15 protein-coding genes are annotated in these 15,805 nt (G+C 35.8%); 11 read left to right on the plus strand and 4 right to left on the minus strand.

The window, feature by feature from the left end; genetic code table 11:
• Nucleotides 1–117 precede the first annotated feature (117 nt).
• The 9 genes from LS48_RS12030 to LS48_RS12070 all read left to right on the plus strand — a co-directional run bounded on the left by LS48_RS12030 (nucleotide 118) and on the right by LS48_RS12070 (nucleotide 10,572).
• Entirely contained in the window at nucleotides 118–321 is a 204-nt protein-coding gene (locus tag LS48_RS12030) for a hypothetical protein (protein ID WP_062622766.1), read from the plus strand.
• Nucleotides 305–1,699: a hypothetical protein gene (locus tag LS48_RS12035; RefSeq protein WP_062622767.1), complete on the plus strand. Its 1,395-nt coding sequence runs from the start codon at nucleotides 305–307 to the stop codon at nucleotides 1,697–1,699. The genes LS48_RS12030 and LS48_RS12035 overlap by 17 nt, the downstream gene beginning before the upstream one ends.
• Nucleotides 1,689–3,176, plus strand: a complete 1,488-nt coding sequence (locus LS48_RS12040) for a sulfatase-like hydrolase/transferase (RefSeq protein ID WP_062622768.1) — start codon at nucleotides 1,689–1,691, stop codon at nucleotides 3,174–3,176. The genes LS48_RS12035 and LS48_RS12040 overlap by 11 nt, the downstream gene beginning before the upstream one ends.
• Nucleotides 3,176–4,663, plus strand: a complete 1,488-nt coding sequence (locus tag LS48_RS12045) for a sulfatase-like hydrolase/transferase (RefSeq protein WP_062622769.1) — start codon at nucleotides 3,176–3,178, stop codon at nucleotides 4,661–4,663. The genes LS48_RS12040 and LS48_RS12045 overlap by 1 nt, the downstream gene beginning before the upstream one ends.
• A 15-nt stretch (nucleotides 4,664–4,678) precedes the next feature.
• Complete coding sequence (locus LS48_RS12050; protein ID WP_062622770.1) at nucleotides 4,679–6,130, plus strand: sulfatase-like hydrolase/transferase; 1,452 nt, start codon at nucleotides 4,679–4,681, stop codon at nucleotides 6,128–6,130.
• Nucleotides 6,131–6,146: 16 nt separating this feature from the next.
• Nucleotides 6,147–7,127, plus strand: coding sequence for a GNAT family N-acetyltransferase (locus LS48_RS12055; RefSeq protein ID WP_062622771.1), 981 nt, complete (start codon nucleotides 6,147–6,149; stop codon nucleotides 7,125–7,127).
• A complete protein-coding gene (locus LS48_RS12060; RefSeq protein WP_062622772.1) occupies nucleotides 7,124–8,224 on the plus strand; it encodes a DegT/DnrJ/EryC1/StrS family aminotransferase in 1,101 nt (366 codons plus the stop codon). The genes LS48_RS12055 and LS48_RS12060 overlap by 4 nt, the downstream gene beginning before the upstream one ends.
• Nucleotide 8,225: 1 nt before the next feature.
• The gene (locus tag LS48_RS12065) at nucleotides 8,226–9,518 is read left to right on the plus strand and encodes an O-antigen translocase (RefSeq protein ID WP_062622773.1); all 1,293 of its coding nucleotides are present in this window, start codon (nucleotides 8,226–8,228) and stop codon (nucleotides 9,516–9,518) included.
• A 70-nt stretch (nucleotides 9,519–9,588) separates the two neighbouring features.
• Nucleotides 9,589–10,572 (plus strand): hypothetical protein, encoded by a 984-nt coding sequence (locus tag LS48_RS12070; RefSeq protein WP_062622774.1) that lies wholly within the window; start codon nucleotides 9,589–9,591, stop codon nucleotides 10,570–10,572.
• Here the strand turns inward: LS48_RS12070 and LS48_RS12075 are convergent, their stop codons facing one another.
• Nucleotides 10,573–11,709, minus strand: coding sequence for a glycosyltransferase family protein (locus tag LS48_RS12075; protein ID WP_062622808.1), 1,137 nt, complete (start codon nucleotides 11,707–11,709; stop codon nucleotides 10,573–10,575). It abuts the gene before it with no gap.
• A 47-nt stretch (nucleotides 11,710–11,756) separates the two neighbouring features.
• Here LS48_RS12075 and LS48_RS12080 point away from each other — a divergent pair, with 47 nt between their 5' ends.
• Both LS48_RS12080 and LS48_RS12085 read left to right on the plus strand, forming a co-directional pair.
• Nucleotides 11,757–12,866 carry a glycosyltransferase gene (locus LS48_RS12080; RefSeq protein WP_062622775.1) on the plus strand — a complete coding sequence of 370 codons (1,110 nt, stop codon included), beginning with the start codon at nucleotides 11,757–11,759 and terminating at the stop codon, nucleotides 12,864–12,866.
• Nucleotides 12,853–13,272, plus strand: a complete 420-nt coding sequence (locus tag LS48_RS12085) for a sugar 3,4-ketoisomerase (RefSeq protein WP_062622776.1) — start codon at nucleotides 12,853–12,855, stop codon at nucleotides 13,270–13,272. Before LS48_RS12080 ends, LS48_RS12085 begins: the two co-directional genes overlap by 14 nt.
• On the opposite strand, the gene LS48_RS12090 is transcribed toward LS48_RS12085, so the two are convergent.
• The 3 genes from LS48_RS12090 to LS48_RS12100 are packed head-to-tail and all read right to left on the minus strand — an operon-like array spanning nucleotide 13,255 to nucleotide 15,798.
• Nucleotides 13,255–14,184 (minus strand): glycosyltransferase family 2 protein, encoded by a 930-nt coding sequence (locus LS48_RS12090; protein ID WP_062622777.1) that lies wholly within the window; start codon nucleotides 14,182–14,184, stop codon nucleotides 13,255–13,257. The two genes, LS48_RS12085 and LS48_RS12090, sit on opposite strands and share 18 nt — an antisense overlap.
• Nucleotides 14,177–15,073, minus strand: coding sequence for a glycosyltransferase family 2 protein (locus LS48_RS12095; protein ID WP_062622778.1), 897 nt, complete (start codon nucleotides 15,071–15,073; stop codon nucleotides 14,177–14,179). Before LS48_RS12095 ends, LS48_RS12090 begins: the two co-directional genes overlap by 8 nt.
• The gene (locus LS48_RS12100; protein WP_062622779.1) at nucleotides 15,070–15,798 is read right to left on the minus strand and encodes a methyltransferase domain-containing protein; all 729 of its coding nucleotides are present in this window, start codon (nucleotides 15,796–15,798) and stop codon (nucleotides 15,070–15,072) included. The genes LS48_RS12095 and LS48_RS12100 overlap by 4 nt, the downstream gene beginning before the upstream one ends.
• Nucleotides 15,799–15,805: the final 7 nt, after the last annotated feature.

A 15,805-nucleotide genomic window follows, 5' to 3' on the forward strand; every position in this document is an offset into this window, starting at 1 on the left:
CTTACATCAATTAGTCCTAAGTCAATTTTAAAATAATCGCTGAGCAACTTAATAAACTCGGCGATTTTTAGTTAATTTGTTGTCGCCGAAAGGCAAACATAGAATAAAACAATAGGTATGAATTTTCTTTATTTCGATCCAGGGCTGGGAGCTATGATAGTACAGGCGGTAGTGGCGGCGGCGGCTGGCATTTTGCTTTTTTCAAAAAACGTTATGTATAAGGTGAAATCTTTTTTCGGATTGGTAAAAGAAGAGGAAGATACTTACGATTCAATTGACATTGAAGAGCAAGACACCGATACAGATGACAAAAAAAACTGACGCACACCAAGCCTCTTTTCGCGACCCTTCGGGTTATATGTTTTATGATGGAAAAATCCTGCGAAGGGCCATCAAACCTATATATTTTCCGCAATACAACAAACTGAAGGACAGCGGTTTTTTTAAAAATCTAATTTCGAATGGTCTTTTGATTCCGCATGAGGAAACCTCGGTCTCTTCGGAAGAAATAATCATTACTCCCGAAGAAATTCCCTTCATTACAAATCCGTACGAATGGAGCTTTGAGCAATACAAACACGCTGCGCTCCACACCCTGAAAATCCAGAAATACGCACTTTCAAAAGGCTTTATTTTGAAGGATGCTTCTGCTTACAACGTTACTTTCCACAAAGGGAAACCAATTTTTATAGACACGCTTTCTTTTGACTTTTACGAAGAAGGAACACCGTGGCGCGCTTACAAGCAATTCATCACCCACTTTTTTGGGCCGTTGGTTTTGGCAAAATATCACGGCACCGAAGTTTTCAAAATGATGCAAACGCACATTGATGGAATTCCCGTGAAACTGATTTCATCATTGCTGCCAACACGTACTAAGCTTAGTTCGGTTATTTACCCAAACATTCACTTGCTCGCTAAAATGGAAAGCAAACACAGCGAGGATTACAAAGCCGAAACCAAAATTGCGACCCTTTCAAAAAAATCACAGGAAAACATTGTTGAAAGCCTTTATGATTATATAAAAGGCCTGACGCTGAAAGAAGCCAGTGAATGGGGAGATTATTACAACAAAACAAATTACGATGAAACCGCTTTTGAAGCAAAAAAAACGCTGATAAAAGAGTGGATAAAACCATTGGCACCACAAAAATTGATTGACGTGGGCGGAAACGACGGCACTTTTGCTCGAACCGTGATTGATAGCGTTCCGCACATCATTGTTACTGATATTGACAGCAACGCTGTTGACTATAACTACAAACAACTGCAGCAAAACAAGGAAACCAATATGCTTCCATTTGTTTGCGATGTGCTGCAACCCGCACCGGGCATCGGTTTCAACAATACGGAGCGCAATTCTTTGATTGAACGTTTGGCAGAATACGCGCCGGATGTTACTATGGCTTTGGCATTAATCCACCACATCACGCTTTCCGGAAACGTGCCTTTTGAAAAATCGGCTTCGTTTTTTGCTTCCTTTTCGAAGAATTTAATCATCGAGTTTCCAACCCGTGAGGATTCCTGGGCGCAATCGTTATTGGTTCGCAAGCGCGAATTCATAAACCATTTTGATTTTTACAACGAAACCGAGTTTGAAAATGGCTATCAGCAATATTTTACCCTTGAAAAAAAGGAAACAGTAAAAGGCACCAAACGTTTGCTGTATCTTTTGAAAAACAAAAATTATGCAGGCTAAAAAGAAACAGGGATTTCTCTCGTTTTTTTTTGAAAAGGACAACCTTTTTCCAATAATATCAGCAATTGCGGCGGGCTTATATCCGCTGCTTTTTTATTACACTAACAATTATAAATTGATAAATTCCTGGGGGCACTTCGGGTATTTTATTTCATTATTTATATTGCTGCCGATTCTGGTTTTTTTCATTGCAAATAAAGTATCAGAAATTACTTTTTTTAGAAGACTTCGGTCCTTTAAGCTTCCTTTTTTAAACTTTTTCTTCTTCTTTTTCTTTCTGAACATAGCACTTTATGCAGGGTTTAGCTGGTTAAGGACATTTATGGTTTTTGTAATTGCCTCGCTGCTCACTTTTTTATTTTGGAAGCATTTCAAAAAAATAATCGCTTTTCAGTTTATACTTGCTGTAATCGGCATTTTCACTTTAACGCCCGTAATTATTAAGCAATTGAATTATTCCAAGGAATGGATGATACAACCCGATGGCATTGAAACTGCTGTTTTTAAAAAGAAGCCGAATATCTATTTCATCCAGCCCGATGGGTATGTGAATTTTTCAGAAATGAAAAAGGGAAATTACAATATTGAAAACACAGCATTTGAAACTTTCTTAACGGATAATAACTTCAAAAACTATCCAAATTTCCGAAGCAATTACGGAGCAACTTTGCCTACCAATAGTTCGTTGTTTATGATGAAGCATCATTATTACAACAACGGTTCAGATTTCACAGAAACCATCGATGCGCGTACTGTTATAGTTTCTGACAACAGTGTGCTCCGTATTTTAAAAAACAATGGTTACCGTACATTCCTTCTCACAGAGCAGCCTTATTTTTTGACCAATAAACCAAAACTGGGCTATGATTTTTGCAATTTTTCAACTGAAGAAATCAGCTTTGTAACCACAGGTCTTGGAAATCCTCGGGATGTAATTAAGCCATTTGAGGATTATCTGGAAACGTATTCCGAAGGACCCAATTTCTTTTTTGTGGAGATTTTCAACCCAGGGCATATTATTAATAGAGAAGCGAAATCAAAAGGTATTGCTGGAGAGCGGGAACATTATATTGAAAGTTTAAAAGAAGCTGACAAGAAACTTACAGAACTTACAAAAACAATCCTCAATAAAGATCCAGAGGCACTGATCATTATCATGGCGGATCACGGTGGTTTTGTGGGAATGAAAAGTGTGGAAGATTCGTACACAAAAAGTACGGATCCAGATCTTGTAAACTCAATTTTCAGTTCCATTCTCGCCATTCATTGGCCCAATGGTGAAGCACCGAAATTTGACAATAAACTGAAAACTTCTGTGAATTTGTTTCGCATTTTGACATCTTATTTAAGTGAAAATGATTTGTATCTTGCAAACTTACAGCCCGATGAAAGTTATATTATCATCTACTATGGGGCAACACAAGGAACATACCAATACTTGGATGGAGAAGGAAATGTGGTTTTTAAAAAGCATTAATGGAGTCTAAACAATCAAAAAACGGTTTTAAATATTTTTTTGGAGCTACTTCAGAAAACCCTTTATTGATAGCGCTCGGCGTGGGCCTTTACCCATTGGTTTTCTATTATTCCCGAAACTTTGGAATGATTAATTCCTGGGAACAGTTTGGGTATTTTTTATTGCTTTTTTTAGTGCTTCCTATACTGTTCTTTTCATTTTTAAAGTGGTTTTCAAACCTATCGTTTAATTCAAAATGGGGAAAATACCTGCTTCCTTTTTTCAGCGTTTTTCTATTTCTTTTTTACATTAAAATTATTTTGTACGCAGATGTCCAACGGAAAATAATCTTAGGGATTTTTATCATTTCAGCGCTGATAGCCTTTTTTCTTTACAAGCATTTCAAAAAATGGATTGTTTTGCAGCTAATTTTAGCTGTGATTGGGTTTATTGGTCTGGTGCCTATGCTGATAAAATATTTAAACTATTCTTCAGACTGGATGCAACAACCGGACAATATTGAAGAAATTGTTTTTCAGAAAAAACCAAATATTTACTACATCCAACCAGACGGTTATCCAAGTTTTTCAGAACTGAAGAGTGATTATTATAAAGTGGATAATTCAAGCTTTGATGCTTTTTTAGCGGAAAAGGGCTTTAAAAATTATCCAGATTTTCGAAGCAATTACATCACGACCATCACTTCAAATAGTGCTACTTTTATGATGAAGCACCACTATTACAACAATGGCAGGGATTATTCGGAAATGCTGAATGCGCGAAAAAACATTATGTCCAAAAATCCGGTGCTTTCCATTTTTAAAAACAACGGTTACAAAACCCATTTTATTAGTGAGCATCCGTATTTAATGGTCAACCGGCCAAAAATAGGTTTTGATTATACCAATTTCAGTTACAGTGAAATTCCCTATATCACTACTGGATTCAATGTTAAAAGAGAGGTTTTTCCAGATTTGGAAAAGACAATTGCTTCAAAAAACGATGGTGGAAATTTCTTTTTTATCGAAATTTTTGAGCCAGGCCATATTTCTACTACAAAAGAGGCTTCTAAAGGTAAAGTAGCAGAGCGGGAGCAATGGCTTGAAAAACTGGAAATAGCAAACGTAAAGATTGAAAAAATGGTCAATCTAATTTCCGAAAAGGATCCCGAGGCCTTGATAATGATTATGGCAGACCACGGCGGTTTTGTGGGGCTTGACTATACGCGCCAAGTTTATACCAAAACGTCCAATCCCGAGATTATTTATACTACTTTTGGAGCTATGCTGGCTATAAAATGGCCAAATGGTGAAGCTCCCGAAATGGATTCAAAATTGAAAAGTTGTGTAAATGTTTTCAGGGTTTTGTTTTCCTATTTGGGCAATGACCAAAAATATTTACAGCATTTGGAAAAAGATGGTAGCTATCTTATTATAAAGGAAGGCGCCGAGCCTGGCGTTTATGAATACATTGACGATAGCGGAAACATCGTTTTCAAAAAAGTATAATTTCTTAAAAAGGTTATGGGTAATTTCTTCACAAAATACTTTAAAGAAAATTTCAATCCGTTGCTTACGGGCCTTATTTGTGGATTTTATCCGTTGGTTTTCTATTTTTCAAATAACTTTTCGGCAATCAATTCTTGGGAGCATTTAGGGTTTTTTCTATTATTTTTTATAGGAATTCCAGTAGTGGTTTTTACAATTGCCTCATTATTTTTTAAGTATTCTGAAACGCTTTCAAAATACAGAACACGCATTCTTTTCGTGTTGATAATTATGACCGTGGCAACCTTGATGTCGCAGGCAATGTATCTTACTATTAAAAAGAAAATGCTGTTGGGGTTACTGATTGTTTCAGTTTTGGCAGCTTTGAAAATGCATGCACACTATAAAAAACTGCTTGTCATTATTTTATTGATGAGCATACTTCCAACAGTTAATTGTATTATAAAAATTGTGGAACACGAGCAGAAAATGGAATGGACCGCGTTACCAGATTCAATAGAAAATGTTAAGTTCATAAAGACTCCCAATATTTATATGATACAGCCGGACGGCTATGTGGGGCGGGATATGATGGAGAGCAATCTGTACAATTTCAACAATCCTTTTTACGGTTGGCTGGAAAATAACGGTTTCAAAATTTATGACGGTTTCCGCAGTAATTATCCAGCGAGCCTTACTTCTAACTCCTCCATGTTTTCGATGAAACAGCACCGTTTTGGGAAAGTTCTTTTTCCGTCGATTGATATGCCAAATTCACGCGATATTATTGCTGGAAATAATACGACAATCACCACTCTGAGAAACAATGGCTATAAAAATTTCTTTATCGTTCAGGATGAATATTTTCAACAAAACAGACCAAAGCAGGAGTATGATTATTACAATCTAGATCCTGATGAAATCCCTTATTTCAGCAATGACAACAACGTAAAGAAAGTAGTTTTTAATGATCTGAAAGCTGCCATGGACACAGTGAATATTGAAGGTCCACGATTTTATTTTGTTGAAAAACTACTGCCGCACCACATACACTTTGCGGCTTCCAAAGAAGAGGAACGCGATACATATATTGAAAAAATAAAGGAAGTAAACGGTTGGTTAGAGCACACTGTAAATTATATTTCTGAAAAAGACCCGAACGCAATCGTTATCATTTTGGCGGACCACGGTGGCTGGGTTGGTTTGGGCAGTTATCCCGAAATGTTTTCAACCGAAGACCCGCAGCAAATACGTTCCATTTATTCTACTTTAGCAGCTATAAAATGGAACGGTCATTTAAAGGAAGGAATGGATGCTGAATTGAACAGCAACGTGAATATTTTTCGTGTACTGTTTTCAATTTTAAGTGAAAATCCCGAATATTTGAAATATTTGGAGGAAGATTCGAGTTATAACCTGCAGAACGGCACTTTTTCAAAATCGGTGCGAGCTGTGATTGATGACAGCGGAAACGTGACTACAAACTAAACTGAAACTATAAATATTGGAAGACATTTACGAGATAAAAAAATATCAACCATCACAAAAATTATTGTGGGACAGCTTTGTGAAAGAAGCAAAAAACGCTACGTTTTTGTTTCAACGCGATTTTATGGACTACCATTCCGATAGATTCACGGACCATTCACTTTTAATATATAAAAATGAAAAATTGGTTGCAGTGCTTCCTGCAAATATTTCAGGTTCTGAACTTCATTCCCACCAAGGCCTTAGTTACGGCGGTTTGATTTTGTGCAAAAAAGCCCCTTTTGAAGAAACTTTACAGGTTTTTAAGAATCTGCTGAATTTTTTGAAAGATGCAGGAATTGAAGTTTTAAAACTGAAATTGCTACCAAAAATCTATCATCAACTGCCCAGTGATGAAATTGATTATTTATTATTTCTGGTAATAGCTTCGTTAACCAGAAGAGATTTTACAAGTTGTGTTTTTAACGAAAACCCTTTAAAAATAGCTTCCTCAAATCGCTTGCGCGGAATTAAAAAAGGAGTAAAAAACGAATTAAAAGTTAGTGAAGAGGTAAATTTCAAACCATTTTGGAGCAAAGTTTTGGAACCGAATCTAAAGCAAATCCATAACCAAAAGCCTGTGCATTCTTTGGAAGAAATTGAACTATTACAATCTCGTTTTCCTAAACACATCAAGCAATTCAATGTTTATAAAAATGAGGAGATAGTTGCAGGGGCAACAATTTTCGAAACAGTTACTGTAGCACACGCACAATATATTTCGGCAAATGAAATGGGGCGACAAATGGGCGGTTTGGATTTTCTGTTCAACTACTTATTGAAACATTTTTCCGAAAAAAAATATTTCGACTTTGGGATAAGCAACGAAGCGCAAGGAATGAAAGTAAATAAAGGACTTTTACATTGGAAAGAATCCTTTGGTGGTAGAAGTATTGTGCACGATTTTTATGAAATCAAAACCGAGAATCACAAACTTTTAAACGACATTTTTATATGATTCCGTTTTTAGATCTTAAAGCAATAAACCAAGGTTTTGAATCGGAATTTCAGAACAGTCTTCGTCTGTTTTTGGATTCTGGATATTATATTTTGGGAAACCAAGTGAAACTGTTTGAGGCAAATTTCGCGCGCTATTGTGGAACAACTCACTGCATTGGTGTCGGCAATGGTCTAGATGCACTGCGATTGATTTTAGAAGCTTATAAAATCCTAGGAAAGCTAAAAGAAAACGATGAGGTTTTGGTGGCTTCAAATACTTTTATCGCAACTATTTTGGCAATAAAACAAGCCGGATTAAAACCCGTTTTGGTAGAAACAGATTTGGATAGCTATAATTTCGATTTAACTTCACTTAAAAATGCAATTTCCGAAAAAACGAAAGCAATCATGCCCGTCCATCTTTACGGACAGCTTTCGCCGATGGATGAAATCTTGAAGATTTCAAAAGAAAACAACCTTCTCGTTATTGAAGATGCTGCTCAAGCTCACGGCGCAAAAAATAAAGCTAATAAATATGCCGGAAATTTAGGTGATGCAGCAGGTTTCAGTTTTTATCCCACCAAAAATCTTGGTGCTTTGGGAGATGGGGGAGCAGTAACCACAAATGACGATGCGTTGGCAGAAGTGATTAAAAAACTTAGAAATTACGGAACTTCAACTAAATATGTTAATGATTTTTTAGGTTTCAACTCAAGGCTTGACGAATTGCAAGCGGCATTTTTAAATATAAAGTTGCCGACTTTGGATGCTGATAATGAAATTCGAAGAACGATCGCCAAGAAATATATTTCTAAAATTAACAATGATAAAATAACGCTTCCCTATTATGATGGAAGTAAAAATCACGTTTTTCATCTTTTTGTAATTCGCGTAAAAAACAGAAATACTTTAGTGGATCATCTGGACAGAAATGGAATTGGCCACTTGATACATTACCCCATTCCTCCGCATAAACAGCAAGCGCTTTCAGAATTTTCACATTTAAGTTTTCCAAACGCTGAAAAAATACACAACGAAATTATTAGCATCCCAATGAGTCCTGTAATGATCGAAGAAGAGGTTGAAAGAGTGATTTCAGTTTTAAACAGTTATTAATTTGAAAATTCCCGAATCCATACGCGGTAATTTACTTTTAAAGATGACTTCTTTAAATGCCGGTGTTATTGGCGTTCGGTTGGTTATTTCACTTTTCATTCAGCGTTTATTGGCTGAAATTGTTGGCGAAGCTGGAATTGCCAAAATAGGCTCCCTTCGCAATCTTTTGGAAATGCTTAGCTCTTTTGCCTCAGTTGGTATTTTTAGTGGAGTTGTAAAATATGTGGCAGAATATAAAGATGACAAAGAACAGTTGCAGAAACTGTTTTCCACCACATTAGTATTTACAGTTTTGGGAACCATTGTTGTTTCCTTGGTTTTATTTTTTGGTGCAGATTACTTAAGCACCACTATTTTTGATTCTCCCAATTATATTTATCTTATAAAATTATTGGCAGTAATTGTGCCGTTTATAAGTATGTACCGCGTTTTTAACGGTATTGTGAATGGACTCTCATTGTATAAAAAATTGGCTGGAATAGACCTTTTCAGTTACATTTTAAGTGCAATTCTTACTGTTGTTTTGTTGCTTACAAATAATATTGATGGCGCGCTTATAGCAATTGCAATTACTCCGGCGCTACAGTTTTTCGTGCTTCTTTATATTTTTATAAAAGTGCTTCGCGAATATGTACAGTTTTCAAAACTTACGTTCAAAGTACCTATGGCTAATGGGCTTTTGGCATTTTCACTGATGTCCTTTTTTTCAACAGTTTTGTTGAATTATGTTGAAATTGATATTCGTGTAATGATCCAAAACCGAATTACAATGGCCGATGCTGGAATTTGGACCGCGATGACCAATATCTCCAAAAACTACATGGTTTTTTCGAGTGCCATCTTCACTTTGTATGTGCTTCCAAAGTTTGCAGGAATTCACAACAAAACAGATTTTAAAACTGAACTTTTCAACATTTACAAAACCCTTTTGCCACTTTTTGGCGTGGGAATGTTACTGATATATTTTTTGAGAGATTTCGTTATTCAAATTATTTATCCAGATTTTCTCGGGATGGAACCATTGTTTAAGTGGCAACTTTTAGGAGATTTTGTGCGTTTGGCAGCTATCGTTTTGGGATATCAGTTTTTAGCGAAAAAGATGGTTCGCAATTTTATCTTCTCAGAAGTCTTGTCGCTTGCGCTTTTCTATGGGTTCTCTTATTACTTCGCAGGAATTTATGGCGTTGAAGGGGTTGTAATGGCTCACTTTTTAAGATATGTGGTTTACTTTTTTGTAGTGTTTTTTCTCGTGTTTCGTTATTTTAAAAAGCAACGAAAAACTACCGCGGAATAGCTAAAAGCAAACAATAGTTTATGGCTACCTTTGCAAAAAAAAATTAAAGCTTATTTTTTCCTGAATTTGTATGGCCCAACAACTCTTTAATCCGTTTAAGGATTTAATTTTCGACGAGCATTTTTGTTTCCTTTCGGGAGCTTTGACTACTGAAAAAATTACTGTTTTCCCACAGTGGTTGATGGATCATTTTAAGTTTGGTGACGAGCGGATAGAGATGATGGATAAAACCAAATCCTATACGTATTCAGACCTTAAACTGCCGTGTTCTGCAGAAGTTAAAGATGCATTTGAAGTGCTAGATTATAAAATTCAAGCAGCTTATAAAAATGGTTTTGAAGGAATGGATTCATTAGATGAAAAATTACTTTTCCAATGGACAGGCAGAATGGTCTATGGCCTGCTTTATTACGAAATGGTTTATGAAAGAGACAGATTACTACGGAAAGGTGAAGAATTTGAACTTTCGGCTGCGCTCAAGGAACGCTTTGGCCATTTCCATTTGATGCTCCAGTCCTTGATTGAACCAATTTCTTTCATTGGAAAAAAACCTTGGAGCATCGCTGTTTTCCCACTTAAATACTCTGCCGATATTTTTAGCTATCGCGATGATGCCATCAATTTAATTTTTTCGTTTGGAGTAAATGGTTTTGGTTTTATTGCCTGTTTGCAGGACAATGGTGTAATCGGGGAGAAACAAAAAGAGTTGCTCGATAAAATGAAAGGCAACGTTTTGCATCCTGTTCAGTTTGAAGAGCTGTACGCAAGATTTCACTATTCAGATTATATTTTACAGTACAAACCTGAATATAAAATTGAAAGTCGGGATGATGGAATTAGCATTGAAGCGCTTCCTATTGAAAAAAAGGGCAGCAAACCAGTTTTTGGGTTTTGGGATGAAGACATATTTGCGCAATTGCTCGCCAATTATTGGAGCGTATACGGCATTGAGCGGGAGGATATCCTGCAATTTCAAAAACCGCCACTTAGCTTTCTTGAAAATCCATATTCCAAGGATTTTATTAATCCGGAAACAATCGATTTACCATTTTAACTATTTCTCCCAAGTTTCCAAATATTTTTTGGCGATGTAAACATAGTCGTGGTCACGTTCAATAAATTTTCGGGCATTGACTGAAATGGAAGTCAATTTTTCAGGATTTATAATTAAATCCTCAAGCTTATTGAATAAATATGCTACATCGGGAAGGGCATTTATGCACACTTCATCTTCCTTCAAATTATAGCGGTCCAAAAACTCGGTTTCAGCTCCTGTGAAAACAACTTTTCCCTTCGCCATTGCTTCCAGTGCGTTATAGCCTTGATCATATGCAAATACTTGATCTAAAAGTATATGTGCCGAATTATACTTTTCAATATATTCGGAATAAGGAATATTTTCAACACAAATCACTTCAACTTTTTCTGGGTATTTCTGCTGAATTTTTTCAAGTGCAGCTTCAAAATAATCATTTCCTTTTTTAAAATAATTCGCCCGATTGATGCCGTGGAAAATGATAATTTTTTCTTCCGGATTTATGGATTGAAACTTCAGTTTTTCAGTATTTACAGGGTTTGGAATCAATCCTAAATATTTTTCAGTTCCTTGAAGCGGAATGTCATAATCCAAATCGGAAGCAATTACGCCATCAACGTTTTCAAAAACAAAATCATGCAAATCTTTGTATTCAGGTTTTAGATATTTCAACGCAGGAAAAAATTCTTTTTCTGAAACCTTTAATTCAAAAAGCGGATTGAAAATGGAATAGCGAAACTTTTTTTCATAAGCGTACTTAACGCTCGTATAATCTGTTCCACAGGAAAGCAGGAAGAGTTTTTCGTTATTTTTTTTTAAAAATGAAATGATTTCCTTTTCATATTTAGGCAAAATCCCAAGCGGACTTTCGTTTATCAATTGCACAACATCAAAACCCTTAAATTTTTCTTGCTGTTGAAAAAACTGTTTTTTTAAGGAGAGAGAAGAAATATCAAGACCAAAAAGTTTGAATAGGCCAACCTTCACTTTTTTTGAAATCCCAGAATCATACTTTCGTTTCAAAAGTATGTCTGAAGGGAAATTTTTAAATTCATCACCTGTGGAAACCAAGGTTACTTTTTGGCCGAGTGCCGAGAATCCTTCTTTTAAGGAATTGTGCAACCTGCTGTATTCGCCCACCAAAAGTATTCGCATAAAAGTTATATTTGCCTTGTGCAACCAAAAATACATAATAAATAACGATGGCGACTGAAAAGAAATTTAAAGTGTGCCTGGTTTCCATCTCGCTTGCTAAAGGCGGCTTGGAGCGCTCGTGCGCTATGCTCTCGCAAATGTTGGAGGCAAAAGGTCACGAGGTGCATTTGGTAATTTTGAATGATGAAGTGGATTATCCTTTTAGCGGTAAAATGCTGAATTTGGGAAAGTTGAAAATAGAAAACGATTCTTTGGTAAAGCGATTGCTACGTTTTCGAAAATTTCGAAATTATTTAAAAAAGGAAAAATTTGATGTAATAATAGATCACCGACCAAAAAATAATTTTGAGCGCGAATTGTTTTATTCCAAATTTATTTATCGAGATCTCAACAAAATTTATGTAGTGCACAGCTCCAAAAAAACCGAATACCTCACAGAAAACCCTTCGGCATTTTCAAAAATCTGCAAAAAAAATATTTTGAATGTTGGCGTTTCGGAATATATAGAAAACGAAATTTTGAAGAAGGAAGGAATAGAAAATTCCACAACAATCCACAATGCTTTTGATCCTTCTTGGCTTCAAGAAAACGGCGAGATTCCTAAAATACTTCAAAACAAAAAATTCATACTTTCTTATGGCCGTTTGGATGATTCAATAAAAGATTTTTCTTTTTTGATTCAAGCTTTTTCTCGGTCGAAAGCCTGGGAAAAAGATTTTCATCTCGTCATTTTAGGTGAGGGAAAAGATAAAGAAATGCTTCAAAAACTGGCTACTTCCAAAGAAGGGGCAAAGCAAATCATATTTCTTCCCTTCACCAAAGATCCATTCGAAATCATTAAAAAGGCACATTGCGTAACGCTAACCAGCAAATACGAAGGCTTCCCGATGGTTTTGGTAGAATCACTTTCTTTGGGAACGCCCGTGGTTTCATTGGATATTATTTCAGGTCCTTCGGAAATCGTACAGCACCAAAAAAATGGTTTGCTGATTGCCGAAAGAAGTTTACCTTTATTTGCGGAAGCGTTGCAAAAAGTATGTTTTGATGAAATACTTTATAAAACCTTGAAAGAGAACGCTAAACCTTCCGTAGAACAATTTTCAATGCAGTCCATTTCTGAAAAATGGAACCAAACTTTACAGCATGCAATACGTTGATTTGGATAAAATAGAACTGAGGGAAATTCCAAAAATTAGTGATCCGGACGGCCGTGGAAATCTTTCGGTTGTAGAAAAGGATTTTTTACCCTTTACAATAAAAAGGGTTTATTATTTATACGATGTTCCAAGTTCCTCCACTCGTGGGGGGCACGCCCATAAGGAATTGCAGCAATTTTTGATTGCTGTAAGCGGCAGTTTTGACGTGGTTTTGGACAATGGAAAAACCCGTAGAACCATAACTCTTAATAAACCCGATAAAGGTTTGCTAATTCCGAATGGTGTTTGGCGGGAGTTGGAAGATTTTTCTTCAGGCGCCGTCTGTCTGTCGTTGGTTAGTGAAGAATACAACGAAGATGATTATATCCGTGAGTACGACGAATTCAAGTTATTTAAAAGTACCTAACCGCAATCCCAGCTTTTCCAAATTGTCTTTCGTTTTTGAAAGATACTTCAAAATGGTTTTGTTTTGACGAAGTAGAAATTGTTGTTTTTTACTTAGGTTTTCCAGGTTTATCTTTTTGAAATTTTTCTGAAAAGCTTCTTTATTGCCTTCTATTTTTGCTAAGACACACAGTGAGTAACGGTTTAAGTCCAGAAATTTTTTAAGAGCAGGATTGTTTTTTTCGTAAACTTCGTAGGCTTCATAATTGGCTTTTTCTTCTATATTTTTTACACTTTGGAACAAGCTGTTTTTCCGAACTATATAAGTTGCACAGACTTTTGGGCTGAAAACCACTTTGTATTTTAAACCTATGCGAACGTAAAGATCTGTGTCCTCACCACTTTTAATTTTTGGATCGTACCAACCCACATTTTCAAAAACATCTTTCTTTAAAACTGTGGAAATGCTCAGCAATACCGAATCCAATTGGCTTGACTCAAAGTAATCCACGATTATTGAATCTTTTCCAATGGTTTGGATAGAGTAACTGTTTTTAAAAGTTTTTCTGTTGCGTTTTATTTCGGTAGCGGTAGCAAAAACGGATTCATTGGGGTGTTCAATTACTAACCGATTTTGTTCCTCTAAATAAAAAGGATACCAATAATCATCAGCGTCCATTAAGGCTATATATTTGGATTCTGCTTGCTGTATTGTAAAATTTCTCGCAGCCGATGCGCCAGTGTTTTCCCTGGAAAAATAACGAATGCGCGGATCCTTGAATTTTAATATTTCAGTTTCACTGTTGTCGGTAGAACCATCATTCAGAATTACGACTTCAAAATCAGTAAAAGTCTGGGCCAAGACACTTTTTAAAGTATCAGCAATGTACTTTTCTTTATTAAAGACCGATATGACTACCGAAAATTTAGGCATCCTTAGTTTTTAAAGAACTAAGATAGCCCAAGCGGTACAAATCAAAAAGGAAAAGGGATGGATTTGTAGAATTTAGATTTTTCAGCATTGGTTTCTTAAAGGCATTGAAGAATATTCGCATTACAAACAATAATCTTCTTTTTTTTAGTTTCAAATAGGTTTTCAGGATTTTCACGGTTTCCTTGTCAATAGCACCAGTGTTGTGAAAATTCAATAAATTTTGAAGCGCCAATTCTGACTTTTTTATGAAAACCTCATTGATTTCCAAATTTAAATGGATCACCGGATTATCAATGTGTGTCAGTGGAATATTATTTTTTTTAAGTTCATAACCGAAAACGGAATCTTCATAACCATATCCAGTTAGTTTTTCATTGAATTTTATTTTTTCAAAAATCTCTTTTTTAATAGCAAACCCCATCGTTATAAAACTGCGGTATGGATTTTTAAGGCGTTCTACGAGCGGCAGACTTTCACGTTCTGAGCCGTATTTATGCCTTAAACTATATTTTTCAGAATTATTTTCTGGATATTTAATTCCTCCAAAAATCACCGAAGCTTCATTTGAAAAAGTAACCAAATATTTCGCAATAAATTCTGGGTTTGAAGGAAAGGTGTCCGCATCCAAAAACAATAACCAATCATAATTTGCTTGTTCTGCTAAAAGATTTCGGATTTTGCTTCTGCCGATATTTCTTTCCAAAGCTTGAAAACTACACTGCTTCAACAAATTTATTTTTGAATTTTCCTCCAACGATTTTTTGTCAGTAGAAGCATCGTCCAAAACCACGATTTCATAAACCTCATTTGCGATTTCACACTGTTTTTGCAAGTTTTCTACCAATGAAAAAACGTTGTAATTGTATGTAGGGATAAGGATTGAAATCATTTTTTGGCGATAAGTACAGTTTCTTTCATAAATCCAAAACGTTCATTTGCCGGAAAAGTTTCGATTTCCACATTTTGAAAGCCGTTTTCTTTCAATCTGCGCATTAATCCTTCCACAGAGTAAATGCGTACGTGGTCTTCCTGCCCGAAGGCTACTATTCGTTCTTCGGGCGTTTTCTTTGAAAAATCCTCGTATATTTCTCCTTCTTTAAAAGGAGTTTGGATTACACACTTGCCATTGGGTTTTAATACGCGATGTAATTCTTCCATTGCTTTTTTGTCGTCTTCAATATGTTCCAAAATATGATAGCAGATTATCAGATCGAAAAAATTGTCTTCCAAAGGAATTTTAGTGATATCATACTGATAATCCGCCAGAAATTCATCTTCAAAATCAGTACTGAAATAAGTGATGCTCGGATTTTTCTTCAGCAATCTGTAAACACTTCGCGAAGGTGAAAAGTGGAGCACTTTTCCGTATGCTAAATCGTTTTCGTTAATATAGGAATAAAGTCTTCTTGTTCTGGAACGGCTCCCGCAAAAGGGACAAAGCAGGTCGCCATCGGGAATTTTAATAAATCGTTTAACCAAATGACCGCAAACCGTACATTCGTGATTTTTTCCACGTAGGTGAAAAGCAAAAATGGAACGAAAAAAAACCTCGTTCTCAAAAAGAATTTTTTTTGGAACAAAGGTGAGTGCCACTTTTTTTAAGGTTTGGTACATCTGGCTA

Source organism: Aequorivita aquimaris (genome assembly GCF_001573155.1).
In the GTDB taxonomy this organism is placed as follows: Bacteria; Bacteroidota; Bacteroidia; order Flavobacteriales; family Flavobacteriaceae; genus Aequorivita; species Aequorivita aquimaris.